17 protein-coding genes are annotated in these 23,680 nt (G+C 73.6%); 8 read left to right on the top strand and 9 right to left on the bottom strand.

Annotation, left to right across the window (positions count from 1 at the left end):
* The first annotated feature begins 72 nt into the window (after window positions 1-72).
* The gene (locus tag ACGFI9_RS02950; protein ID WP_393174221.1) at window positions 73-672 is read left to right on the top strand and encodes a helix-turn-helix domain-containing protein; all 600 of its coding nucleotides are present in this window, start codon (window positions 73-75) and stop codon (window positions 670-672) included.
* A gap of 120 nt (window positions 673-792) precedes the next feature.
* Here the strand turns inward: ACGFI9_RS02950 and ACGFI9_RS02955 are convergent, their stop codons facing one another.
* From ACGFI9_RS02955 to ACGFI9_RS02965, 3 genes are all read right to left on the bottom strand, one after another.
* Window positions 793-1,812, bottom strand: a complete 1,020-nt coding sequence (locus tag ACGFI9_RS02955) for a hypothetical protein (RefSeq protein ID WP_393174223.1) — start codon at window positions 1,810-1,812, stop codon at window positions 793-795.
* Window positions 1,809-2,294, bottom strand: coding sequence for a SigE family RNA polymerase sigma factor (locus ACGFI9_RS02960; RefSeq protein ID WP_393174225.1), 486 nt, complete (start codon window positions 2,292-2,294; stop codon window positions 1,809-1,811). The genes ACGFI9_RS02955 and ACGFI9_RS02960 overlap by 4 nt, the downstream gene beginning before the upstream one ends.
* Window positions 2,295-2,434: 140 nt before the next feature.
* Window positions 2,435-4,093, bottom strand: coding sequence for an FAD-binding dehydrogenase (locus ACGFI9_RS02965; protein ID WP_393174227.1), 1,659 nt, complete (start codon window positions 4,091-4,093; stop codon window positions 2,435-2,437).
* A gap of 96 nt (window positions 4,094-4,189) precedes the next feature.
* Here ACGFI9_RS02965 and ACGFI9_RS02970 point away from each other — a divergent pair, with 96 nt between their 5' ends.
* Window positions 4,190-5,386 (top strand): PucR family transcriptional regulator, encoded by a 1,197-nt coding sequence (locus ACGFI9_RS02970; RefSeq protein ID WP_393174229.1) that lies wholly within the window; start codon window positions 4,190-4,192, stop codon window positions 5,384-5,386.
* A 68-nt stretch (window positions 5,387-5,454) separates the two neighbouring features.
* Here the strand turns inward: ACGFI9_RS02970 and ACGFI9_RS02975 are convergent, their stop codons facing one another.
* Window positions 5,455-8,532 (bottom strand): discoidin domain-containing protein, encoded by a 3,078-nt coding sequence (locus ACGFI9_RS02975; protein WP_393174231.1) that lies wholly within the window; start codon window positions 8,530-8,532, stop codon window positions 5,455-5,457.
* Between the two features lie 209 nt (window positions 8,533-8,741).
* Between ACGFI9_RS02975 and ACGFI9_RS02980 the strand changes: the two genes are divergently transcribed.
* The 5 genes from ACGFI9_RS02980 to ACGFI9_RS03000 all read left to right on the top strand — a co-directional run bounded on the left by ACGFI9_RS02980 (window position 8,742) and on the right by ACGFI9_RS03000 (window position 16,860).
* A complete protein-coding gene (locus tag ACGFI9_RS02980) occupies window positions 8,742-10,535 on the top strand; it encodes a discoidin domain-containing protein (RefSeq protein ID WP_393174233.1) in 1,794 nt (597 codons plus the stop codon).
* Between the two features lie 248 nt (window positions 10,536-10,783).
* Window positions 10,784-12,940: a discoidin domain-containing protein gene (locus ACGFI9_RS02985; protein ID WP_393174235.1), complete on the top strand. Its 2,157-nt coding sequence runs from the start codon at window positions 10,784-10,786 to the stop codon at window positions 12,938-12,940.
* 149 nt (window positions 12,941-13,089) lie between these two features.
* Window positions 13,090-14,625 (top strand): ricin-type beta-trefoil lectin domain protein, encoded by a 1,536-nt coding sequence (locus ACGFI9_RS02990; protein ID WP_393174237.1) that lies wholly within the window; start codon window positions 13,090-13,092, stop codon window positions 14,623-14,625.
* 68 nt (window positions 14,626-14,693) lie between these two features.
* Window positions 14,694-16,271, top strand: coding sequence for a beta-1,3-glucanase family protein (locus ACGFI9_RS02995; protein WP_393175215.1), 1,578 nt, complete (start codon window positions 14,694-14,696; stop codon window positions 16,269-16,271).
* 139 nt (window positions 16,272-16,410) lie between these two features.
* A complete protein-coding gene (locus ACGFI9_RS03000; protein ID WP_393174239.1) occupies window positions 16,411-16,860 on the top strand; it encodes a VOC family protein in 450 nt (149 codons plus the stop codon).
* Between the two features lie 37 nt (window positions 16,861-16,897).
* Here ACGFI9_RS03000 and ACGFI9_RS03005 read toward each other — a convergent pair whose 3' ends face one another.
* Complete coding sequence (locus tag ACGFI9_RS03005; protein ID WP_393174241.1) at window positions 16,898-18,289, bottom strand: N-acetylmuramoyl-L-alanine amidase; 1,392 nt, start codon at window positions 18,287-18,289, stop codon at window positions 16,898-16,900.
* A 253-nt stretch (window positions 18,290-18,542) separates the two neighbouring features.
* On the opposite strand from ACGFI9_RS03005, the gene ACGFI9_RS03010 reads away from it, so the two are divergent.
* Window positions 18,543-18,902 carry a hypothetical protein gene (locus tag ACGFI9_RS03010; protein ID WP_393174243.1) on the top strand — a complete coding sequence of 120 codons (360 nt, stop codon included), beginning with the start codon at window positions 18,543-18,545 and terminating at the stop codon, window positions 18,900-18,902.
* Window positions 18,903-19,125: 223 nt separating this feature from the next.
* On the opposite strand, the gene ACGFI9_RS03015 is transcribed toward ACGFI9_RS03010, so the two are convergent.
* The 4 genes from ACGFI9_RS03015 to ACGFI9_RS03030 all read right to left on the bottom strand — a co-directional run bounded on the left by ACGFI9_RS03015 (window position 19,126) and on the right by ACGFI9_RS03030 (window position 23,631).
* Complete coding sequence (locus tag ACGFI9_RS03015; RefSeq protein ID WP_393174245.1) at window positions 19,126-19,908, bottom strand: NAD-dependent deacylase; 783 nt, start codon at window positions 19,906-19,908, stop codon at window positions 19,126-19,128.
* A gap of 94 nt (window positions 19,909-20,002) precedes the next feature.
* On the bottom strand, window positions 20,003-21,124 hold the full coding sequence (locus ACGFI9_RS03020; protein ID WP_393174247.1) for a DUF3103 family protein: 1,122 nt from the start codon (window positions 21,122-21,124) through the stop codon (window positions 20,003-20,005).
* A gap of 180 nt (window positions 21,125-21,304) precedes the next feature.
* Window positions 21,305-22,942 (bottom strand): MFS transporter, encoded by a 1,638-nt coding sequence (locus ACGFI9_RS03025; protein ID WP_393174249.1) that lies wholly within the window; start codon window positions 22,940-22,942, stop codon window positions 21,305-21,307.
* The gene (locus ACGFI9_RS03030; protein WP_393174251.1) at window positions 22,936-23,631 is read right to left on the bottom strand and encodes an SDR family NAD(P)-dependent oxidoreductase; all 696 of its coding nucleotides are present in this window, start codon (window positions 23,629-23,631) and stop codon (window positions 22,936-22,938) included. The genes ACGFI9_RS03025 and ACGFI9_RS03030 overlap by 7 nt, the downstream gene beginning before the upstream one ends.
* Between the last annotated feature and the right edge of the window lie 49 nt (window positions 23,632-23,680).

Here is a 23,680-nt window from a genome sequence, read left to right on the forward strand (position 1 = left end):
CCTCCCACGGCAACCATGCGGACCTGCCCCGCTAGGTGGCAAACTTTGTTGCCGGAGTGGCAAACTCGGCGGATGGACGACCTCGAACAGACCCTCGACGGGGTGGGACCCCGGCTGCGGGCGCTGCGCCAGCAGCGCGAGACCACCCTCGCCGAGCTGTCCGCGGCGACCGGCATCTCGGTGAGCACCCTGTCCCGGCTGGAGTCCGGCACCCGCCGGCCCACCCTCGAACTGCTGCTCCCCCTGGCCCGGGCGCACGGCGTCACCCTCGACGAACTCGTCGACGCCCCACCGACCGGGGACCCGCGCATCCACCTGCGCCCGATCACCCGGCACGGGATGACCATGCTGCCGCTGACCCGCCGGGCCGGCGGCATCCAGGCGTACAAGTTCGTCATCCCGGCCGGCGGCCCCGCCACGCCCGACCCGCAGACCCACGAGGGCTACGAGTGGCTCTACGTCCTCAACGGGCGGCTCCGGGTCGTCCTCGGGGAACACGACCTGGTGCTCTCCCCCGGCGAGGCGGCCGAGTTCGACACCCGGGTGCCGCACTGGTTCGGCGCCGCCGACGCCGAGCCGGTCGAGTTCCTCAGCCTCTTCGGCAGGCAGGGCGAACGGGCCCACTTGCGCGCCCGCCCCCGGGCGACGCCGGACCGGCCGAGCGGTGGCTGACCGGGCTCAGCCGCCGCGACCAGGCCCCGGGCGTCCGGTTGTCCGGCCACGGCGAGCCGCTGCTACGCCGGACCCGCCGGTCCCGGGCGGCCCGCGTCGGCCGTCCGGGACGCCGCGCGGTCAGAAGACCCGGACCGCCCAGTCCCCGGCCACATGCTGCGGTTGGACGGTGATGGTGACGCTGTCGCGCTTCGTCGGCCGGTCGAGGTCGCCGGGGAGGAACTCCTCGTAGCAGCCGTTGTCGATCTCGGCCCGGCTCGGCCTGGTCGCGGTTGGCGCGTAGTCCCACTTCACGCAGGTGGTGATCTCCCGACCGTCGGCCAGCACCCGCAGCGTCCCCGGCGTCTGCGACTGCGCCAGGAAGGTCAACCGCTGGCGCCGCGACACCGCGACGGACTGCGGGGCGAGCGGATCGTCCGGCGCGCTGCGGATCGTGGTGCCGGTGTCCGAGGTGGGCAGTGGCGGCAGGGTGGCGGGCCGGGGCGGCAACGGGTAGGCGGCGAACGGCACGGCCTCCCCGGCAGCGAGCGCGATCGTCCCGTTCGCCGGTGGCGCCGTCTGCCGCGGCTCACCGGGCCTCGGCATGGTGCCGTCCACGTTGAGCCGCAGGGTGACCGGCCGGCCCACCTTGATGCCGAGGTCGGCCAGCGATCGGGCTCGCAACCGGTGGCTCCCGCCGCACTCGCCGCCGAGGAGGGCGCCGCTGGGCGCCTCCACCTGGGCCAGGATCTCGGGCGGATCGCAGCGGGTCCAGATCATCAGGTTCGTCGTGGTGGGCACGAACGTGAGGCTGACGGTCATCTCCGAGGCCGGGGCGGAGGTAGCCCACCGCACCCGGCCGCCGTCGAGGTATTCCGGGAAGCCCGCGATCGTGCGGGCGGACGGGCTCGGGCTCGGAGTGGGGGTCGCGGCGGGCAGGGCACCGGCGGGCGGCTTCCGGATCGACGGACGTACCTCCGCCGCCGCCCCGACCCCGACGGCGAGGGCGACGACCGCCACGGCCGTGCCGGCGGCGGCGATCCGGCGACGGCGGAGCCGGGCGATCCGGCGGTGCACGGCGGCCAGCCGCGCGGGGTCGCCGCTCTCCTCGGCCACGTCGCCGGCCCGCTCGTCGAGCACGTCCCGCAGCACGCCGTTCATGCCATCACCCCCAGCGTCTCGTCGAGCCGCAGCTTGGCCAGCGCCTTCGCCGCCTGGCTCTTCACGGTGCCGACCGTGCAGCCCATCACCTGGGCGATCTCCGCCTCCGACAGGTCCTCGAAGTAGCGCAGCACCAGCACGGTGCGCTGCCGCCTCGGCAGCCGGCCGAGGGAGCGCCACAGCTCGTCGCGGGCGTCGAGGACGGCGTACGGATCCGTTGGCTGCTCCTCCGGCGGCTCGGCCATCGCCTCCTCCCCGTTCCACCGGCGCCGCCACCACGACGCGTACGTGTTGGCGATGATCTTCCGGACGTACGGCTCGGGCCCACCGTCGAGGCGGTGCCAGACGAACCACGCTTTGGTGAGGGCGGTCTGGAGCAGGTCCTCGGCGAGCACCCGGTCCCGGGTCAGCAGGTACGCCGTCCGCAGCAACCGTGGCGAACACGCCACCACGAACTCGTCGAACTCCTGCCGTTTCGACACCCGCGTCTCCTTCGCCTGTCGGTCACCGGTAACTACCGGTCGGGTGCCGGGGGAGGTTGCCCGGGGAGGCGAGAAAGTTCACCAGGGGCGGCCCGGCAGCTCCCGGGCCCCCATCACGGCGGTCGGCCGGGACCCGTCCGTCAGCCGACCGCCGCCGCGGCGGCCCGGCCGGCGACCCGGCCGGAGAAGAGGCAGCCGCCGAGGAAGGTGCCCTCCAGGGCGTTGTAGCCGTGCATGCCGCCACCGCCGAAGCCGGCGACCTCGCCGGCGGCGTACACCCCGCCCAGCGGCTCGCCGTCGGGGCGCAGCACCCGGCCGGACAGGTCGGTGTGCAACCCACCGAGGGTCTTGCGGGTGAGCACGTGCAGCTGCACCGCGAGCAGCGGGCCGGCGGCCGGGTCGAGCAGCCGGTGCGGGGTGGCCACCCGGATCAGCCGGTCGCCCCGGTAGCGGCGGGCGCCCCGGATGGCGTGCAGCTGGGCGTCCTTGCCGTACGGGTGGGCGATCTCCCGGTCCCGGGCCTCGACGACCCGGCGCAGCTCGGCGGCGTCGAGCTGCGGCCCGCCGCTCTCGGCGGCCAGCTTGTTCATCCCGTCGACCAGCTCCGACAGGTCGTCGGCCACGACGAAGTCGGCCCCGTGCCGCTTGAACGCCTCCACCGGCCCGGGCGCGCCGGGGCGGACCCGCTGCAGGACCTGCCGGACGCTGCGGCTGGTCAGGTCCGGGTTCTGCTCGGAGCCCGACAGCGCGAACTCCTTCTCCAGGATCTTCTGGGTGAGCAGGAACCAGCTGTAGTCGTGCCCGGTGGCGCGCAGGTGCCGCAGGGTGGCCAAGGTGTCGAAGCCGGGGAAGAGCGGCGCCGGCAGCCGCCGGCCGGTCGCGTCGAGCCAGAGGGACGAGGGCCCGGGCAGGATCCGGATGCCGTGGCCGGGCCAGATCGGGTCCCAGTTGCGCAGTCCCTCGGTGTAGTGCCACATCCGGTCCGGGTTGATGATCTGGCCGCCGGCCGCCTCGGTGACGGCGAGCATCCGGCCGTCCACGTACGCGGGCACCCCGGTGACCATCCGGTCCGGCGGGGTGCCCAGGCGGGCCGGCCAGGCGCGCCGGACCAGGTCGTGGTCGCCGCCGATCCCACCGGAGGTGATGATCACGGCCTGCGCCGCGTACGTGAAGTCGCCGACCACGGTGCGGGAGGTGGGGCGGCCGCGGGGGGCGTCGTCCGGGGCCAGGATCGCGCCGCGGACGCCGGTGACCACGCCGCCGCTGGTGACCAGCTCGTCGACCCGGTGCCGGAACAGCAGCCGGAGCCGGCCCTGCGCGACGGCGGCCCGGACCCGCCGGGCGAACGGCTCGACCACGCCCGGGCCGGTGCCCCAGGTGACGTGGAACCGGGGCACCGAATTGCCGTGCCCGTGCGCCGCTCCCCCACCGCGTTCGGCCCAGCTCACCACCGGGAAGATCCGGTGGCCCATGGCGCGCAGCCAGGCCCGCTTCTCCCCCGCCGCGAAGTGCACGTACGCCTCGGCCCAGCGGCGCGGCCAGTGGTCCTCGGGACGGTCGAAGGCGGCGCTGCCGGTCCAGTCCTGCCAGGCCAGCTCGACCGAGTCGCGGATGCCCATCCGCCGCTGCTCGGGCGAGTCGACCAGGAACAGCCCGCCGAACGACCACCACGCCTGCCCGCCGAGGTTCTGCTCCGGCTCCTGGTCCAGCAGCAGCACGCGGCGGCCGGCGTCGGCCGCCTCGGCGGCGGCGACCAGGCCCGCCAGGCCCGCCCCGACCACGATCACATCGGTGTCCACGTGCCCGACGGTACGTACCGGGCTGCCAAAATCCTTGGTCGGGGTGCGCATGATTCGCGACCGGTCTTGTAACCGGGGTGACAAAAGGAGGCGGCGGTGGTCGACACGCTGCGGGACATCGAGCCCGGCCTGGCCGGTCTCGCGCCGGCCGTCGGCGAGCACCTGCGCGGCCTGCGCGAGCCGTTGCACGGCCGGATCCTGGCCACCGTCCGCGCCGCCATGCGGGCACAGGGCCGGTCCCTCACCGGCGGGCAGGGGCAGGGCCTGACCCTCGGCGTGCAGACGGCGGTCGACGCCTTCGTCGACGCGGTCGCCGACCCCGGCCGGGACCTGGCCGCGACCCGGGCCGTCTTCCACGCGCTCGGCCGGACGGAGTACCGGGAAGGGCACCGGGTCGACGCCCTGCGGACCGTGCTCACCCTGGGCGCCCGGGACATCTGGGCCTTCCTGGTGGAACACGCCACGGCCGAGGGCCCGGCCCCGGCCGACCTGTACGTGATCGCCGGGGCGCTGTTCGGCTACGCCGACGCCCTGGCCGGCGCCGCCGCCGAGGGCTTCCTCGACGAGCAGCGCGACGCCGCCCAGGACTGGGCCACCACCCGCCGCCGGCTGATCACGCTGCTCGTCCAGCCGGAACCGCCGGCCGAGGCGGCACTGCACGCCGCCGCCGACGCTGCGCGCTGGCCGCTGCCCCGCACCGTCGCCGTGCTGAGCGTCGAGGGCACCGACGCCGAACACCTGGCCCGCGCCATCGGCGGCGGCGCGATCGCCACCGTCATCGCCGACGCGGTACGGATAGTGCTGCCCGAGCCGGACACCGCCGGACGCCTCGACGGGGCCCGGCGGGCGCTGGCCGGGCGGCGGGCCGCGCTCGGCCCGACCGTCGCGCTGGGCCGGGCCCGGTTGTCGTACCGGATCTCCCGGCGGGCGCTGATCCTGCGGCAGGAGGGCGAGCTGCGGGCCGACCCGGTGGTCGGCGACGCGCACCTGCTCACCCTGCTGCTGCGCTGGGAGCCGGGGCTGGCCGCCCACCTCGCCGACACCTGCCTCGCGCCGCTGGCCGGGCTGCGGCCGGGCAGCCGGCGGGTGCTGGCCGAGACCCTGCACGGCTGGCTGCGCCGGCAGGGCCAGGTGGTCGCCGTGGCCGAGGAGCTGCACACCCACCCGCAGACCGTCCGGTACCGGCTGCGCCAGCTGCGCGCGCTGTTCGGCGGCGCCCTCGACGACCCCGACGCCCGGCTCGCCCTCCAGCTCGCGCTGCGGCACCGGCTCGGTCGGCCCGCCGGGGACTGAGCACCCTCGGGAGTTCCCCGGACGGGCGGCCCGGCGGTCCGGATCGCGGACCGCCGGGCCGCCGCCGGTCAGAATCCGGTCAGCCCGGCGCCGTACGGGTACAGCGGGTTGCCGTACGTCGTCGCCGGCGGTTGGCCGGCGTCGATGCTGGCCCGGATCTGGGTCCGCTCGGCGGCGCCGGCCCCCAGGTCGTACGGCAGGTCCCAGGCCTCCACGGCGTCGGCCGGCACGTCGGTGCCACCCGGCCGGAGCACCTGGTCCAGGCTGCGCGGCAACTGCCAGGGCAGCTTCCCGCTCGGGGTGTAGTCACCGAAGAGCAGGCCGGCCAGCGCCGGGCCCATCTCCTCGCCGCCCCGGTAGGTGACCACGATGGCGCTGGCCAGGTCACGCCACTCGGTGATGACGTACGGGCGGGGCAGCACCAGCGCCACCACCACCGGGATCCCCCGGGCACGGAAGTCCTGGATCACCTGGAGCTGGTCGGGCGGCAGGTACGGCTGTTCCTTCGGCCAGTTGGTCGCGTGGGTGTAGGACGCCTCCCCGACCGCCACGACGGCCAGCTTCGGGTTGGGCCCGTCGCCCGAGTAGACGTTGACGCCGTTGCGCGCCGCCCGGGCGCGCACCGCGTCCAGGATGGTCTGCGAGCCGTACTCGGAGTGGAAGAAGCTGGTCCAGACGCAGCAGGCGGCGGTGTCGGCCGCCCGCGGCCCGGCCACCACGATGTTGTCGCCCGGGTTGAGCCGGACCGGCAGCACCCCGTCGTTCTTCAGCAGCGTCATCGCCTCGCGGGACGCCTGGTTGGCCAGGGCCGCGTACGCCGGCTGGTGGAAGCGGTACGGGCCGTTGACCGGGTCGCCGTAGGGGTTCTCGAAGATCCCGAGCTGGAACTTGAGCCGCAGCACCCGCCGCACGGCGTCGTCGATCCGGGCGGCCGGCACGTTCGCCAGGAAGGTGGCCATCGAGAAGCCGGCCGCGCCGGGGTCCGCGCCGCCCATCACGTCGGACCCGGCGTTGGCCGCGCCGACCCAGGAGCCGGACGGCAGCCAGTCGGTGGTGATCAGGCCCTGGTAGCCGAGGTTCTGCCGCAGGTACGCGAGGATCGGCGCGCTGTCCCCGGCGCCCGGGCCACCCGGGTCGAGGTACGAGCTGCCCGCGTACCCGGGCATGATGTTGACCGCGCCCGCCTCGATCGCCGCCCGGAACGGGATCATGTGGTACTTGATCGTGACCCCGTCGTACACGATCAGCGCCTCGCCGCCGGCGCCCTCGCCGGGCCAGTGCTTGACGGTCGCGAGCACCGAGTTCGGGTTCAGCTCCGGTCCGCCCTGCAGCCCGGCCACCAGCGCCCGCACCTGGGCGGCGGCCACCTGCGCGTTCTCGCCGTTGCCCTCCTGGATGCGCGGGTAGATCACCTTGGTGCCGACCTCGGCGAGCGGCCCGAGGACGCCCCGGGTGCCGACCTCGAGCTGTTCCCGCCGCTGCATGTCGCCGAGCTTGTAGTCGAGCGCGTAGTTCCGGGCGGCGGCGAGGGCGCTCTGCATGGGATAGCTGGTCTGGTAGCCGTGGATGGTGTCGCCGGCCGAGACGAACGGGATGCCCAGCCGGGTGCCGGCCGACGCCAGGAGCTGGTCGTGCAGGTCCTGGGCCTGGGCCGGGCCGAAGTGCCAGCCCGAGCGGGGGTACGCCTGGGCGTTGTAGAACATCTGGTACGCCTTCTCCTCGGCCGTCATCCGACCGAGGAGGTCGTCCACCCGAGTCTCCACCGGGAGCCGCCAGTTCTCGTAGGGCTCGATGGCGCCGTTCCGGTTGAGGTCCCGGCTGCCGGCGACGATGCCGATCCCGTCGGCGACGGCCTCCAGGGTGGGCAGGTAGACGCTGAAGCGCCGGATGTTCGAGGCGGTCGTGGTGGCGCCGACCGCGGTGACGTACCACTTGTAGGTCCAGCGGTCCGGCAGGTCCCAGGTCGGCGTGTACGAGGTGCCCGTCGGCTCGGCGACCTTGGTGTAGAGGTCGATGAGGTTGCCGGGGGCGGTGAAGTCGTAGTCGGTGCGGCTGATGTTGATCCACACCTGGTAGCGGGTGGCGCCGGCGACGGCCGCCCAGCTGAGGGTGGGCCGGCGGGTGGTGGTGACCATCGCGCCGTCGGCCGGGGCGGTCAGCGCGAACTGGTTGAGCGTGCCCGGCGGCCGGGTGGGACCGGAGAGCATCGGCGCCGTGGTGGCCGCCTCGTCGACGGAGCCGTACACCTGGAACTCCCAGAGCGAGTACCCGTAGCCGGTGGCCCGGGCGGTGCCGTGGAAGCGCAGGTAGCGGCCGGTGCCGGCGACGGTGAGCTGCTCGACGCCGCCCCGCCCGGAGGTGGTGGCGTAGATGATCGTCCAGGAGGTCCCGTCGGTCGACGTCTCCAGCCGGTAGCCGGTGGCGTACGCGGCCTCCCAGTTGAGCACGACCCGGTTCACCGTGGCGACGCCGCCGAAGTCGACGCTGAGCCACTGCGGGTCGCTGAACTGGCTCGACCAGCGGGTGGTGGTCCGGCCGTCGAGCGCGGCCGCGGGGGCGTTGCCGCCCTCCCAGGACGACGCGGCGACCTTCTTGAACTCCGAGATCGGCCGGCCGCCGGGCTGCCCGGAGCCGGTGGTGCCGTAGACCTTGAACTCCCAGAGCGAGTAGCCGTAGCCGGTGGCCCGGGCCGTGCCGTACATCCGCACGTAGCGGCCGGTGCCGGTCACGGCGAGGGTCTGCGTCCCGCCGGTCCCGGTGGTGGTGCTGTAGATCGTCTGCCAGGGGCCGGCCGGGTCGGCCGCGACCTGGAGCTGGAACGAGCGCGCGTAGGCGGTTTCCCAGACCAGTTCGACCTGGTCGACGGTGGCGGTGGCGCCGAGGTCGACCTGGAGCCACTGCGGATCGGCGAAGGCGCTGGACCAGCGGGTGCCGGGATCGCCGTCGGTGGCGGCGGCGGCCGGGGTGGCGGCCTGTTCGACGGAGGACGCCGTGGTCGGCCGGCCCTGCGAGATGAGCGGCCCGGCGGCGCCGGCGGGCGGGGCGGGTACGGCCAGGTAGGCGGCGAGCAGGACGAGCAGCGCCGCGAGCGCGGTGGTGAGGCGGCGTCGCCGGCGGGGTGGTGGCAGGGGTGGTGTCGCGGGCATGGCTGGCTCCCAGGACGGCTCGTGGTGGGGACCGGGATGGAGAGCGCTCGCCATCAGAGTCATCGAGCCGTTTCTATCAGTCAATGGCCTGGGGAAAGTCCGGAATGGATCTTGCTGGACCCGGATCCGCTCCTTGACAGGACCGCGGGCGGCGGGCGACTCTCGGGCGGAGAGCGCTCTCCATCGGACACCACGCCGCAGGAGAAGCCATGCACACCGCTCCCCCGCTCCCCCACCCACCTCGACCGGCGGGCCACCGCCGGCACCGCCCCGCCCATCTGCTCACCGCCGCCGCGGCGGCCCTGGCGCTGCTGATCGGTCACCTCGCGGTGACCGCGCCCGCCGACGCCGCGTCCGCCCTGCTCTCCCAGGGCCGGCCGGTGACCACGTCGTCCATCGAGAACGCCGGCACGCCGGGCTCCGCCGCCGTCGACGGTGACCCCGGCACCCGCTGGTCGAGCCAGTTCAGCGACCCGCAGTGGCTGCAGGTCGACCTCGGCGCCACCGCCACCGTCGACCAGGTCGAACTGGTCTGGGAAACCGCCTACGCGCGCTCGTTCCAGCTCCAGGTCGCGGCCGACCCGGCCGGCCCCTGGCAGACGATCTACAGCACCACCACCGGGACCGGCGGGACGCAGACCCTCGCCGTGACCGGCACCGGCCGCTACGTGCGGATGTACGGCACGGCCCGGGCCACCGGCTACGGCTACTCGCTCTGGGAGTTCAAGGTCTACGGCACCACCGGCTCCACCGGCTGCACGGGCAACGCCGCGCTGAACCGGCCGGCGACGGCCTCCTCGACCGAGAACGCCGCCCTGCCCGCCTCCGCCGCCGTCGACGGCGACCCCGGCACCCGCTGGTCGAGCGGCTTCGCCGACCCGCAGTGGCTCCAGGTCGACCTGGGCGCCACACAGACCCTCTGCCAGGTCGTCCTGCAGTGGGAGGCGGCCTACGCCCGGGCGTTCCAGGTGCAGGTCGCCGCCAACCCGGACGGGCCGTGGACCACCCTGTCCGCCACGACCACCGGCACCGGCGGCACGCAGACCCTCGCCGTGACCGGCTCCGGCCGCTACGTGCGGGTGTACGGCACGGCGCGGGCCACCGCGTACGGCTACTCGCTGTGGGAGTTCGTCGTGCGGACCACGTCCGGCTCGACCCCGCCCCCGACCACCCCGCCGCCCACCGGCGGCTTCTGGGGCGACACCGGCACCATCCCGCCGGCCCAGAACGTGCTCATGGTGAAGGTCCTCAACCGCACCAACGGCCGCTACCCCGACAGCCAGGTGTACTGGAGCTACAACGGCCAGGCGCACTCGATCGCCGAGCAGCCCTACTTCGACATGCCCGTCAACACGGCGGGCCGGATGTACTTCCACCTCGGATCACCGACCAGCCAGTACAGCGACTTCATCGAGTTCACCGTCGGGCCGGACCAGTTCAACGGCAACACCACCCGGGTGGACGCGTTCGGCCTGAAGCTGGCCATGCGGCTGCGCAGCCACGCCGGGTACGACGTGGCCGTCGGCGAGACCGAGGCGACGTTCGCCGAGGACCGGTCGGTCACGTTCCAGCGGTTCTCCGACGCGATGCCGGCGGAGTTCAAGCACCTGGCCACCATCGAGGCGCCGTACCGGATCCCGTCGCCGGGCAACAGCCCGCAGTTCCGGGCCGGCGGCCAGTACGCCGACTACCTGAGCGGCTACGCATCGTCGGTGGGCCTGCCGGCGTCCACCTCGGACATCTTCGGCTGCGCCGGACCGCTCGCGGGCAACCCGGCCGGCTGCGCGGCCCTCAACCGGCACGTCGCGCACCTGCCGTCGGCGCAGTGGACGGACCCGAGCCTGTTCTACCAGCAGGCGCCGGCCAACTGGTACGCGAAGTTCTGGCACGACCGCGCCATCGGCGGCCGGTCGTACGGCTTCCCGTACGACGACGTCGCCGACCAGTCCTCGTTCGTCTCGGCCGGCAACCCGCAGTGGTTGCTGGTGGCCGTGGGCTGGTGACCCCGCGCCGGAGCCGGCCGGCCGGGTCCCGGCCGGCCGGTTCCGGAACCTCCGGAACCGGCCGAATCTATTGACACCGTCCGATGACGCGGCCGAACCTGTCTGCCAGAGAGCGCTTTCCGACGCCGGTCGTCGTCGACCGGTGTCCGCCGTCCGGCTCGGCCGCCGTCCCCACCACCACCCGGCGACCGGGCACCGCCGGCCCGCGTGGACCGTGCCGCGGGCTGCCGCTCCCTCCTGGAGACGTCATGAACAGCCATCCCGTCCCGGCCGCCGACCCCCCACCTGTCCCCCACCTCCGGCGACGCCGAGGCGCCGCCGTCCTCGCCCTCGTGGCCGCCCTGGTCGCCACCTCCGTCGCCGCCGTCACCGGCAGCGCACGCGGAGCCGATCCACTGCTGTCCCAGGGCCGGCCGGCCACCGCCTCGTCGACCGAGAACGCCGCCTTCCCCGCCTCGGCCGCGGTCGACGGCGACACCGGCACCCGCTGGTCCAGCGCCGCGGCCGACCCGCAGTGGCTCCGGGTCGACCTGGGCGCCACCGCGACGGTCACCCAGGTCGTGCTGAACTGGGAGGCCGCGTACGCCACCGCGTATCAGGTCCAGGTCTCCGCCGACGGTGCCGCCTGGACGACCATCCACAGCACCACCAGCGGTGACGGCGGCGTGGACACCCTCGCCGTCACCGGCTCCGGCCGGTACGTGCGGGTCCTCGGCACCGCCCGGGCCACCGTGTGGGGCTACTCGCTCTGGGAGTTCCGGGTGTACGGCACGACCGCCGGCACCGGCTGCGACACCGCGGGCAACGCCGCGCTGAACCGCCCGGCCACCGCCTCCTCGACCGAGAACGCCGCCTTCCCCGCCTCGGCCGCGGTCGACGGCAACGCCGGCACCCGCTGGTCCAGCGTCGCGGCCGACCCGCAGTGGCTCCGGGTCGACCTGGGCGCCACCCGCACCTTCTGCCGGGTCGACCTGAGCTGGGAGGCGGCGTACGCGACGGCGTACCAGATCCAGGTCTCCGCCGACGGCACCGCCTGGACGACGGTCTACGGCACCACCACCGGCACCGGCGGCAGCCAGCAGCTCACCGTCTCCGGCACCGGCCGGTACGTGCGGGTCCTCGGCACCGCCCGGGCGACCGGCTGGGGCTACTCGCTCTGGGAGTTCGCGGTGCACGCCTCGGACGCCCCGCCGTCGAGCCCGCCACCGTCGAGCCCACCGCCCGGCGGTGACGTGCTGCTGTCCTACAACAAGCCGGCGTTCGCCTCGTCCTACCAGGACGACGGCGCCTGCTGGCAGTGCTTCCCGGCGCGCGCGTTCGACCTCGACCCGGCGTCTCGCTGGGCGACCAGCGCCACCACCGGCTGGGTCGACCCGGGGTGGATCTACGTCGACCTCGGCGCCACCGCGACCATCCACCGGGTGGTCCTGCAGTGGGACCCGGCGTACGCGACGGCCTACCAGCTCCAGACCTCGAACGACGCGGTCACCTGGACCACCGTCTACAGCACCACCACCAGCGCCGGCTTCAAGCAGACCGTCAACGTCACCGGCACCGGCCGGTACGTGCGGATGTACGGCACCGCGCGCAGCAGTGGCTACGGCTACTCGCTCTGGGAGTTCCAGGTATACGGCACGGGCGGCGCCCCGACCGCTCCCCCGCCGGTGCCGCCGGACCCGACGTTCCCGGCCACCACGCTCGTCTTCGCCGACGAGTTCAACGGCCCGGCCGGCGGCAAGCCCGACCCGGCCAAGTGGACGATCGACCCGGGCACCGGGCAGAACAACGAGCTGCAGTACTACACCGACAATGCCAACGCCGCCATGAACGGCGCCGGCCAGCTCGTCATGGAGGCCCGTCGGGAGAACGTCGGCGGGCGCGCCTACACCTCGCACCGGATGAACACCGGCACCACGTTCACGGTGCAGTACGGCCGGATCGAGGCCCGGATCAAGGTGCCCAAGGGCAACGGGTTCTGGCCGGCGTTCTGGATGATGGGGGCCGACTTCCTGACCGGGCGCCCGTGGCCGTACAACGGCGAGATCGACATCATGGAGATCCTCGGCCGGGACACCTACCGCAGCTACACCACCCTGCACGCGCCGGCGTACAACGGGGGCGGCGGCTACGGCCAGGAGCGGGTGTGGACCGTCGACCTGTCCGCCGACTTCCACGTGTACGCCGTGGAGTGGGACAGCCACGGGATGCGCTTCCTGGTCGACAACACGGAGGTCTTCTACGCCAGCAAGGAGACGGTGGAGTCGACCCGCGGCCCGTGGGTCTTCGACCATCCCTTCTACCTGATCCTCAACCTGGCGGTCGGCGGCGACTGGCCCGGCCCGCCCGACGCGTCGACCCCGTTCCCGTCCCGGATGCTGGTGGATTACGTCCGCGTCTACCGGTGACCCGCGGCGTGCCGGGCGGACCGGTTCCGCCCGGCACGCGCCGTCGACTTGACAACAAAGTTAACCGATCGGCAGTCTTCAATGAGAGAGCGCTCTCTCCCCCCGTCTCACGCCGGGCTCGCAGGCCGCGCCCGGCCGGAAGGAGATCGATGAACAAGCTCCTCGGGCTGCTGGTCACCGGCGTCCTCGCCGCCGGCCTCGCCGCCCCACCCGCGTCCACACCGGAACTATCAGCGGCGGCGCCCACCCCCGGCGCCAGCGGCCCCGCCCCCGGGATGGCCGAGGCCATGCGGCGAGATCTCGGGCTCACCGACCGCGAGGTCGCCGCCCGGCTCCGCGTCGAGGCCGGGGCCGCGCTGATCGACCGACGGCTGCGGGCCCGGCTGGGCACACGGTACGCCGGCTCCTGGCTGACCGACGGCCGGCGCCTGACCGTGGCGGTCACCGACCGGTCGGCCGCCGCCACCGTCCGCGCCGAAGGCGCCGAGCCCCGGCTCGTCGCCCACAGCCTGACCACCCTCGCCGCCGCCCGCGCCGCCCTCGACCGGTACGCGACCCGCCGCCGACCGGCCACCGCCGTGCGCGGCTGGTACGTCGACAGCGTCGGCAATACGGTCGTCGTGCTGGTCGAGCCGGGCCGGGCGGCGACGGCCGCGTCGTTCGTGGCGGCCAGCGGAGCACCCGCCGCCCTCGTCCGCTACGTCGCCCAGGCGGACGCCCCGCGCCCCCTGTACGACATCCGCGGCGGCGACCAGTTCGTGATCAACGGAAACGTGCTCTGCTCGGTGGGTTTCGCCGTCGCGGGCGGGTTCGTGACCGCCGGGCACTGCGGCGGCACGGGCAGCTCCACCCTCGGCTACAACAACGTGGCCCAGGGCACCTTCGCCGGCTCGTCGTTCCCCGGCAACGACTACGCCTGGGTCCGTACCAACGGCGACTGGACCCCGCGGCCGTGGGTCAACAACTACGCCGGCGGCAACGCGCCGGTGGCCGGATCCGCGGAGGCCGTGATCGGCAGCTCGGTGTGCCGATCGGGCCGGACCACCGGCTGGCGGTGCGGCACCATCCTCGGCCGGAACGAGACCGTCAACTACGCGCAGGGCGCGGTCTACGGTCTGACCCGCAGCAACGCCTGCGCCGAACCCGGCGACTCCGGCGGCTCCTGGCTCTCCGGCGACCAGGCGCAGGGCGTCACCTCGGGCGGCACCGGCAACTGCACGACCGGCGGCACCATGTGGTTCCAGCCGGTCAACGAGATCCTCGGCGCGTACGGGCTCTCGCTGACCACCACCGGCGGCGGGGCCGGTACGCGGATCATCAGCAACTGGAACAACCGCTGCATCGACGTGCCGTTCTCCAACTTCTCCGACGGCGTACCGCTGCAGACCTGGACCTGCAACGGCACCCTGGCGCAGAGCTGGACCTTCACCGGCGGCACCCTGCGTACCCAGAACAACCTGTGCATGGACGTCGCCTGGGGCTCGCGCGACAACGGCGCGGTCATCCAGATCGCGTACTGCAGCGGCAACCCGGCTCAGCAGTTCGTCCTCTCCGCTGCCGGGGACCTGGTGAATCCGCAGGCCAACAAGTGCGTCGACATCAAGGACTGGAACAACTCCGACGGCGCTCGCCTGCAGCTGTGGGACTGCGCCGGAACCGCCAACCAGAAGTGGCGCACCGGCTGACACCGGGCCCGCTGACAGCCGTAACACCGACTCCCGTCCCGTCCCCCTCCGAGGTGGTCCCCTTGGGTATCCGAAGAAAGCTGCTCGCCGTCGCGTCGGCCCTGCTCGCCGGCCTCGCCGGCACCGTCGCCGCCGCCCCCGCCCGCGCCGTCGGTCCGGCGTTGCTGCCGGTCACCGTCACCAACACCACCGGCCGCGCCGACGCGGTGTACCTCTACGTCATCGGCGTCCAGCTGGCCACCGGCCGGCTCGGCTACGTCACCGCCGGCGGCACGTTCGTGCCGTGGACCGGCGGTTCCATCCCGCCGTCGCCCGCGCCGGACGCCTCGATCCCCGGCCCCGGCAATGGCGGCAGCACCACCATCCAGTTCCCGCGCGGCTTCTCCGGCCGGGTCTATTTCGCCCTCGGGCAGAAGCTGAAGTTCTTCCTCACCCCGGACGGGCTGGTGCAGCCCGCCCCGTGGGCGGCCGGTGACGCCAACCGGGACATCCTCTTCGACTGGAGCGAGTTCACCTACAACGACGCCGGGTTGTGGCTGAACAGCTCCCAGGTGGACATGTTCGCGGTGCCGCACGCGGTGACCGTGACCGGCGCCAACGGCGTCACCAAGCGGACCGGTGACCTGGTGGCCAACGGCCGCAACGCCGTCATCGACGGGATCCGGTCCCAGCCGGGCTGGGCCGGCACGGTCCACACCCGGTCGGACGGGACGGTGCTGCGCGTCCTGGCTCCCGGCAAGGCCGCCGGCGCCGGCCTGCTCAGCCCCACCTACCTGGACTCCTACATCGCCGCCGCGTGGAACGCGTACACCACGAAGACGCTGACCGTGGTTCCCTTCGCCGACCAGCCGACCACCCGGTACTACGGGCGGACCTCGGGCACGGTCATGACCTTCACCAACGGCAGCGGTCAGGTGGTCGCCTCGTTCAACCGGCCCTCCTCGGCGAGCGTCTGGGGCTGCGACGGGGACCTGCCCGCGCCGAACGACCAGGTGGTCGGCCCGATCTCCCGTACGCTCTGCGCGGCGCTGAACCGGGGCACGCTCGGCACGATCGACACCCAGCCCAGCACCAATGCCGCCGAGTTCTACCGCAACAACCCGACCAACCAGTACGCCCGGCTGATCCACGCCAACATGGTCGACGGCAAGGCGTACGCGTTCGCCTTCGACGACGTCGGCGGGTTCGAGTCGCTGGTGTACGACGGCGACCCACGCGCGGCCGGGCTGATCCTGAGCCCGTTCGGCGGCGGGGGCTCCGGCTCCGGGGTGGCCGTGGTCAGCAACTGGAACAACAAGTGCATCGACGTGCCGAGCGCCAACTTCGTCGACCGCGCCCAGCTGCAGATGTGGACCTGCAACGGCACCAACGCGCAGAAGTGGACGTTCACCGGCACGGCCCTGCAGAGCCAGAACAACAAGTGCATGGACGTCGACGGCGGGTCCACCGCCAACGGCGCGGTCGTCCAGCTCTACACCTGCAACGGCACCGGCGCCCAGCAGTTCACCCTGAACGCGGCCGGCGACCTGGTCAACCTGCGGGCCAACAAGTGCGTCGACATCAAGGACTGGAACGGTGGCGACGGCGCGAAACTGCAGATCTGGGACTGCGCCGGCACGGCCAACCAGAAGTGGCACAAGGGCTGACCCGCCCCTCGGCGGCGGGGTCGATCGGAGGTCGGCTCCGCCGCCGTACCGCCCCGTTCGCGGCGACCGACGGGCGGCGGCCAGGTGTGCCTCGCCGCCACGCGGGTACCCGGTCGAGCCGATCGGGAGGAGGGCCGCCGTGACGGACGAGGCGCCGGACTACTTCCAGCCCGCGCACGGGCTGGTGCTCACCCACCTGCTGATCGTGCGGGACGTGGACCGCTCCCGGGAGTTCTACCGCACGGTGCTCGGCGCGACGGTCGTCCGCGAGCGGCAGCCGGCCATCCTCCGGCTGCACAACAGCTACCTGGTGATCAACGACGAGGGCGGCCCGACCGACGACAAGCCGACCGTCCGGGCCCAGGCGCCGGCCGACCCGGACGTGCTCAGCAGCGCGCTGAACGTCCGGGTCACCGACGTGCACGCCGTCTACGAGCTGTGGCGCTCCCGGGGCGGGCAGTTCCTGACCGAGCCGAAGGATCACGGCATGGAGATCCGGTGCTACCTGCGCGACCCCGACGGCTACCTGATCGAGCTGGGCCAGGCCACCGGGATCCTGGCCGAGATGGGCCGCCCTGCCACCGGTTGACAGCCAGGTCCGGTGGCGGGGGCGGCGGGCCGGCGGGTCAGCAGCGGGGCACGCCGGGGATGTAGCCGTCGTAGCCGGTGAGGACGAAGGCGTCGGACACGTACCGGTTGGTGCCGATCCGGTTCCAGATGTTGCTGGTGCCGTACGTCCCGGTCACGGTGGTGCCGACCGCCTGGCAGTAGATCGAGACGCTCGCCCCGTCGGTCAGCGATCCGACGACGGCGTAACCGGTGCCGGGTCCGGAGCGGACGTTGACGGACGAGGAGGTGTGCACCGTCCCCGATCCGATGCCGGTGATCCCCTGCACGAGCTGCATGTAGTAGGTCCAGTTCCAGTTCGGGCCGGGATCGGTGTGGGTGGCGCCGGGCACCTCGACGTGCCCGATGATGTGCGACCGGTCCCGGGGGATGCCGTACCTGGCGGTGAGGGTGCGGGTGAGCGCCGCGGACGAGCGGTACATCGCGTCGGTGAACCAGGCGGGATCGTCGACGTAGCCCTCGTGCTCGATGCCGATCGACTGGGTGTTGTAGGTCCAGTTGCCGGCGTGCCAGGCGATGTCCTTCTCCCGGACGGACTGGGTGACGGCCCCGTCGGAGGAGCGGAACGTGTAGTGCGCGCTGACCTGCGCGGCCGGGTTCTGGAACCAGCTGATGGAGCCGGCGTAGGAGCCCTGGGTCACGTGGATCACCACGTACCGGATCGGGTGGCTGGTGGGCCGGTTGGCCACGGTGTAGTTGCTGGTGCTGGCCGGCGCCCAGGCCGCCGGCCCGTAGTCGGTGCTCAGCGTGCCGATGTCGCCCGGCGCGGCGGCCCGCTCCAGCGCGCCCCGCCGCGGCGCGACCGGACGGGCCGTCACGCCCGCGCCACCGACCGCGGGAAACCCGGTGCGGAGCAGGTCGTAGACGGTGTCGGCGTAGAGCCGCGCGACGGCCAGGTCGCTCGCGCCACCGTACCGCGCGACCGGCCCGTACCAGCGGTCGACGTCCTTGTGCGCGGCGTCGTCGAGGCCGGCCTGGTCCGCGTAGGAGCGCAGCACCGCGGCGGCGCCGAGCACGTTCGCCGCGGGCTCGGTGCGCAGCGCCGGCAGTCCCAGACCGGTCAGTCGGGCCGCCTCGTCGAGGGTGCGTACGGCAGGGTTGTGCACCAGGTGCATCAGCCCGTACCCGCCGCTGGCGCTCGGCGCGCCCGCGTGCATGTCCAGCCGGGTCTCGGCGTAGCCGAGCGCCACCAGCAGGTCGCGGGGGACGTCGTACCGGGCGGCCGCGGTCGTGAAGGCCCCCGCCAGCGGACGTGCGGAGGTGGCCGCTCCGGCCGGCGCGGCGGCCGCCGGTGGCGCGAGCGTGGCGGGCGCGGCCAGCCCGGTGACCAGCGCGAGGACGCCACCGAGCAGGCGCCGGGTGCGGCGGCGGGCGACTGCGGACACAGGCATGGCTGCTCCTCCGTCTCGGCGGGGGCGGCCGGGTGGCGCACCCGCCGCTCATTGATGGGCGTCACTCAGTTGCGGCTGACGATAGACGGGGCGTCGAAAGTTGTCTACAGCCCGGCCCTACTGTCCGTAGGAATGCTTCGCCCGCCGGACGCTGAAAATTTCCAACGAGTTGCCGGTTCGATATTGAAGCTGGTTTTCACCGACGGCTACCCTGCGGAGAACGATCCACTATCCACCTTGGAGGTGCCGGACCATGCGCAAGCTGATGTCAGCGGTCGGAGCGGGGGCGTTGCTGACGGCCGGACTGTTCGTCGGCGCCGCACCCGCGCAGGCCGCGACCTGCACCCTGGTGCAGTCCGAGATCTACAACGGGGCCAACATCATCGCCTGGTCGCGGGGCCTGGAGGGCTGTGCCGGCGACGTCTACTGGGAGATCCAGTCCGGCGACAGCGGCACCTGGCAGGTCGCGGACAGCGGCACCACGTACTACAACAACCAGGTCGTGAGCTACTACGGCGACGTCGAGCTGCCGTGCTACCTGCGGCTCTACGCGAAGTTCGGCACCCAGGAGAAGCTGACGCAGCCGGCGCGCAACAACAACTGCGCCGGCTGAGGCGGAACGCGCCCGTCGGGGCGGACGCGGCCCATGGAGGCGGCGGGGGTCGTCACCGTAGGTGACGCCATCCGGGGGCGGAACGTCCCGGGACCGATATGCCGCAGAGTCATATTCATGTCTCTGCGGCATATCGCTCGCAGGTGATGCGCCCGCCGCGGCCCAGCCGACAACGGGTCCGGCTCGCCCGAAGACCCTGGCTGGGCTGCTCTTCGCCCGGCACTCATCCGGCGCGCAGGTCGGTGCCGCCCCACGCGGCCTCGACCAGGGCCGGGAGCGCCTGGGCGGCCGGGCCGCGCAGATTGACGTCGGCGACCCGGTCGAGCGGGGTCTCGTCCGGGTTCACCTGGATCACCGCGGCACCGCGCCGGGCGGCCAGGTGGGGAATCTCCGCGGCCGGGTACACCAGGCCGGAGGTGCCGACGGTGATCAGCAGGTCGCAGGCGGACGCCGCCTCGACGGCGGCGGCCAGCGCCTCCTGCGGCAGCGCCTCACCGAACCACACCACGCCGGGCCGGACCAGGCCCGCGCAGTGCCCGCAGCGGGGTGGCGGCACCCGCCGGCCGTCGGCCGGTTCCTCCGCCACCCCGTCCGGCGCCGGCGCGGGTCGGGCGCAGGCCGCGCAGCGCGGCGCGAACAGGCTGCCGTGCAGGTGGACCGGGGCGGCCGAACCGGCGCGCTCGTGCAGGTCGTCGACGTTCTGGGTGATGAGGACGCTGTCCGGGATCCGGGCTTCGATGGCGGCCACGGCCCGGTGCCCCGCGTTCGGTCGGGCCCGCCGGACGGCGCTGCGCCGCCACTCGTACCAGCCCCAGACCAGCGCGGGGTCGTCGTGGAAGGCTTCCGGGGTGGCGAGCGCCTGCGCGTCGAACCGCCGCCACAGCCCGGTGAGGGCGTCGCGGAAGGTCGGCACGCCGCTCTCGGCCGACATGCCGGCCCCGGTGAAGACCACGACCCGCCGGGCCTGCCCGAGCAGTACGGCGGCGTCCCGCGTCGCGTGCTCCATCCGGTCCTGCTCCCCCCTGGCGCGAGCCTCCCATCTTTCCAGGCCCGCGCGCGGCGGTGGTCGCCCCGGCCGGCGCCGGGGCGACCACGCCGGTTCAGAGCTGCTGCACCCAGTACGGCGCCACGTCCATCCAGCCGTTGGCGGCGGCCCCGTTGAGCCGGCCGGAGCTGGCGGTGCTGAGCGTGTACCAGGAGTCGACGTAGTCCGGGTCGTCCGTCCACCAGCTCGCCGGCATGGCGTCGATGATCGCGTTGACCAGCGGGGTGTACGTGCCGTAGTCGACGACGGTCAGCAGCGCGGTGATGAGGGCCTTGGCCAGGTCGCGGTAGTTGGTGTCGCCGTCGTCCTCCCACATCACCACGTCGGCCAGGTTGTACTTGTAGTTGTTGAAGTGGACCAGCAGCTGGTTCGGGTAGTAGGTGGTGCCGTCGTTGTCGAGGTACGGCATCTCCACGATGTTGACCGTGGCCTTGCCGTCGAGTCCGAAGCCGCCGACGACGTCGAAGATCTCGGCGCCGCCCTTGACCCACGGCTCCTTGTCGTCGTTCAGCCGGACGGCGTTGACCTTGGTGGCCCAGTAGCCGGCCTGGGTCGTCATCGTGGACGTGGTGCGGCTCAGGCCGCTCGCCGCGAGCTCCTGCCGGACCTGCGCCAGGCCGCGTGCCATCGCCTTCGCCACGTCGACCTCGACCACCAGCACCGGCCGGGCGGGTAGCCGTACCGGATCCAGGAGGACCTGCCCGCCGGCCGGGTCGTAGCCGACCACGCTGCTCAGCGCGTCGTCGGTCGACGCGGCCGCCACCAGCGGAGTCTCGCCCCGGGTCAGCGCCGCCGCCATGTCCGCGTGCCCGAGCCGCAGTCGCAGCACGGAGCCGGTGGCCGCCGGCAGGCCCTTCGCCGCCAGCACCGCCTGGTTGGCCGAGCCGGCGGCGCGGTCGGCCCGCGCGTCGAGTCGGGTGGCCAGCAGATCCACCGGCCCGGCGGTGACGGCCGCGACGACCCGGTCCCGGACGGCGGGGGCGGCGAGCGTGGCGGCCACCTCGCGGGCGAGCCGGTCGGTGGCCGAGAAGACGGGCGCGACGCCGGTCGACGTCGCCCGGGTGGTCTGCGGCGCGCGGTCCGGACCGGCCTGGGCGGGTGTCGCGGTCGCGGTGATCAGGGTGGTTGCCGCCAGGCTCAGCGACGACACGGCGATCCGGAGGGAACGTGTACGCATACGGACTCCTCTGCGGTAGCGGCGCCGGCTCGTGACCGCGCCGCCGGCTTTGCCGAATGATCCCATCCGGACATAGGAGTCGGTCAATGGTCTGCTGGATGAACACCGGGAACCGGCTCCGCGGATCGACCGGCGCGCCGCCGGGCACGCCCCCGGCAGCCGCGGCCGGAACCGCCCGGGTCAGGACTCCTGGCCGCCGACCTCCGCCGCCGTCCACTCGGCGGCGGCCGGCAGCAGGTGCTGCACCGCCGGCGCACCCTCGGCCAGTTCCCGCGCCCGGTACTCGGCCTGCTCGTCCGCCTCGGTCAGCCGGCCACCGTGCTGGCGCAGGTGCTCGTCCCAGGACGGCACCAGGTAGACCTCGGCGAACTGGTCCGGCGCCTCGCCCGCGCGGAACAACCCCCAGCGCATCGCCCCGGTACGCTGCCGCGACCCCCGGACGTGCTCCATCGCGTCCAGGAACTCGGCCTCCCGCTCCGGCCGGACCGTGTAGGTGACGGTCACCAGCACCGGCCCCACCCGGGGATCCGGTTGCAGGGCCAGGGTGAGCGGTGGCCGGTAGGCGGCCGGGTCCTTGGTCACCCCGCGCAGGTCGGGCAGCGGCCAGATCTGCGACGTCACCGCGCCGACCAGCATCAGGGCGGCTGCCACTCCGAACGCGGCGACCAGCCCGCCGACGTCGGCGACCAGACCCCAGATCAGCGCGCCGACCGCCTGCCCGCCGCCCTGGACCACCTGGTAGACGGCGAGGCCGCGGGCGCGTACCCAGCCGGGCAGGAAGAGCTGGATCTCGGCGTTGACGTTGGCGAGCACGGTCACCCAGGCCACCCCGGCCGGCAGCAGGGCGATCAGCACCACCGGGACGCTGCGGACCGAGGCCACCACGGTCAGCGTCGCGCCGTACAGGATCCCGGCCACCAGCAGGAACTGATTGGCGGTGATCCGGGTGCGGATCCACGGCAGCAGCAGGCCGCCGGCGATGGCGCCCACCCCCAGCGCGGCCAGCAGCAGGCCGTACCCGCTGGAGTCCAGGCCGAGCCGGCGGCTCGCCACCAGCGGCAGCAGCGCCCACAGCGCGCTCGCCGGGATGACGAAGACCAGCGCGCGGCGCAGCAGCCGACGGACGGTCGGCGAGTGCCGCACGTACCGGCCGCCGGCGCGCAACGCCGCGGTGAACCGCTCGGGCACCTCCACCGCACGGGCGTCGCCGGGTCGCCAGCGGAACAGCGCGAACGCGTAGATCAGGAACGCCACCGCGTTGAGGCCGAACACCGGCGCGACGCCCACCTTCGCGATGAGCACACCGGCGGTCGCGGGGCCGACGGCCCGGGCCACGTTGACGCTGATCGAGCCGAGCGCGGAGGCCGCCCGCAGCTGTTCGCGCGGCACCAGCTCCGGGATCACCGCCGCCCAGGCCGGCAGGGTGAGCGCCTGGCCCACACCGAAGGCGAAGGTGAGGGTGAGCAGGAGCGCCGGCGGCATCCGGCCGGCCGCGGTGAGCAGCGTCAGCGCCGCGGCCACCACCACCAGGAACAGCTGTACGGAGATCAGCAGGTGCCGGCGGTCGAAGGTGTCCGCGAGCGCACCCGCCGGCAGGGCCAGCAGCAGCATCGGCAGCAGGCTGGCGGTCTGCACCAGGGCGACCAGGGTGGAGGCGTTCGCCTGGTGCACCAGCAGCCACTGGGCGCCGACGGTCTGCATCCAGGTGCCGATGTTCGCCGCGAGCAGGGCCAGCCACAGGCTGCGGTAGACCGCGGTGCGCAGCGGCGACCACGCCGAGACCGAGGGCTCGACGGTGGCGTCGGTGGGGGCTACCACCTCCCGTCCGCCCGCAGCACCAGCTCGCCGGAGACGTACAGGTCGTCGGGGGCGAGCCGGAGCAGCCGGACGACCTCGGTGGCGACCTGGTCGGGCAGGGCGTACACCTCGTCGAGGAACTGGTCGCCCACCCGCTCCTGCAGCCGGGTGGGCATCGGACCGGGATGCAGCTGCATCACCTTGATCCGGTTGCTGTGCTGCGCCTCGGCCACGGACTCGACCAGGCTCCTGCCGTAGCTCTTGGTGGCCCGGTAGACCGGGATTCCGGGGCGCGGCTGGGTCACCGCCATCGCGCCGACGTACACCACGTTGCCGAAGCCCTGCCGGTGCAGCTGTTCCAGGGCCACCTTGAGCACGTACGTGGTGCCCAGCGCGTTGACCTCGACCGCCCGCCGGATCCGCTCCGGGGGGAGGTCGGCCAGGTCCCCGCCGGCCCAGATCGAGGCGCAGTCGACCACCCCGTCGATCGTGTCGTACCGGTCGGCCACCTCGGCGAAGGCGTCCCGCACCTGGGGGTAGGAGGAGATGTCACAGATGATTCCGCCGCAGCCGAGTTCGTCGGCCGTCGCGTCGACCTCGTCCGCCACGTCGCCCAGGACGACCACCTGGTCCTCGTCGGCGAGCAGCCGGGCGACCGCCAGCCCCAGTCCGCTGGTCCCCCCGACCACGATGAAAGTCCTGGCGCCCATGCCTCCCCCAACGCCGTGGCACACGAGCGGTACGCGAGTGCGGCCGCGG

This window comes from Micromonospora sp. NPDC048930, from assembly GCF_043197935.1.
In the GTDB taxonomy this organism is placed as follows: Bacteria; Actinomycetota; Actinomycetes; order Mycobacteriales; family Micromonosporaceae; genus Micromonospora.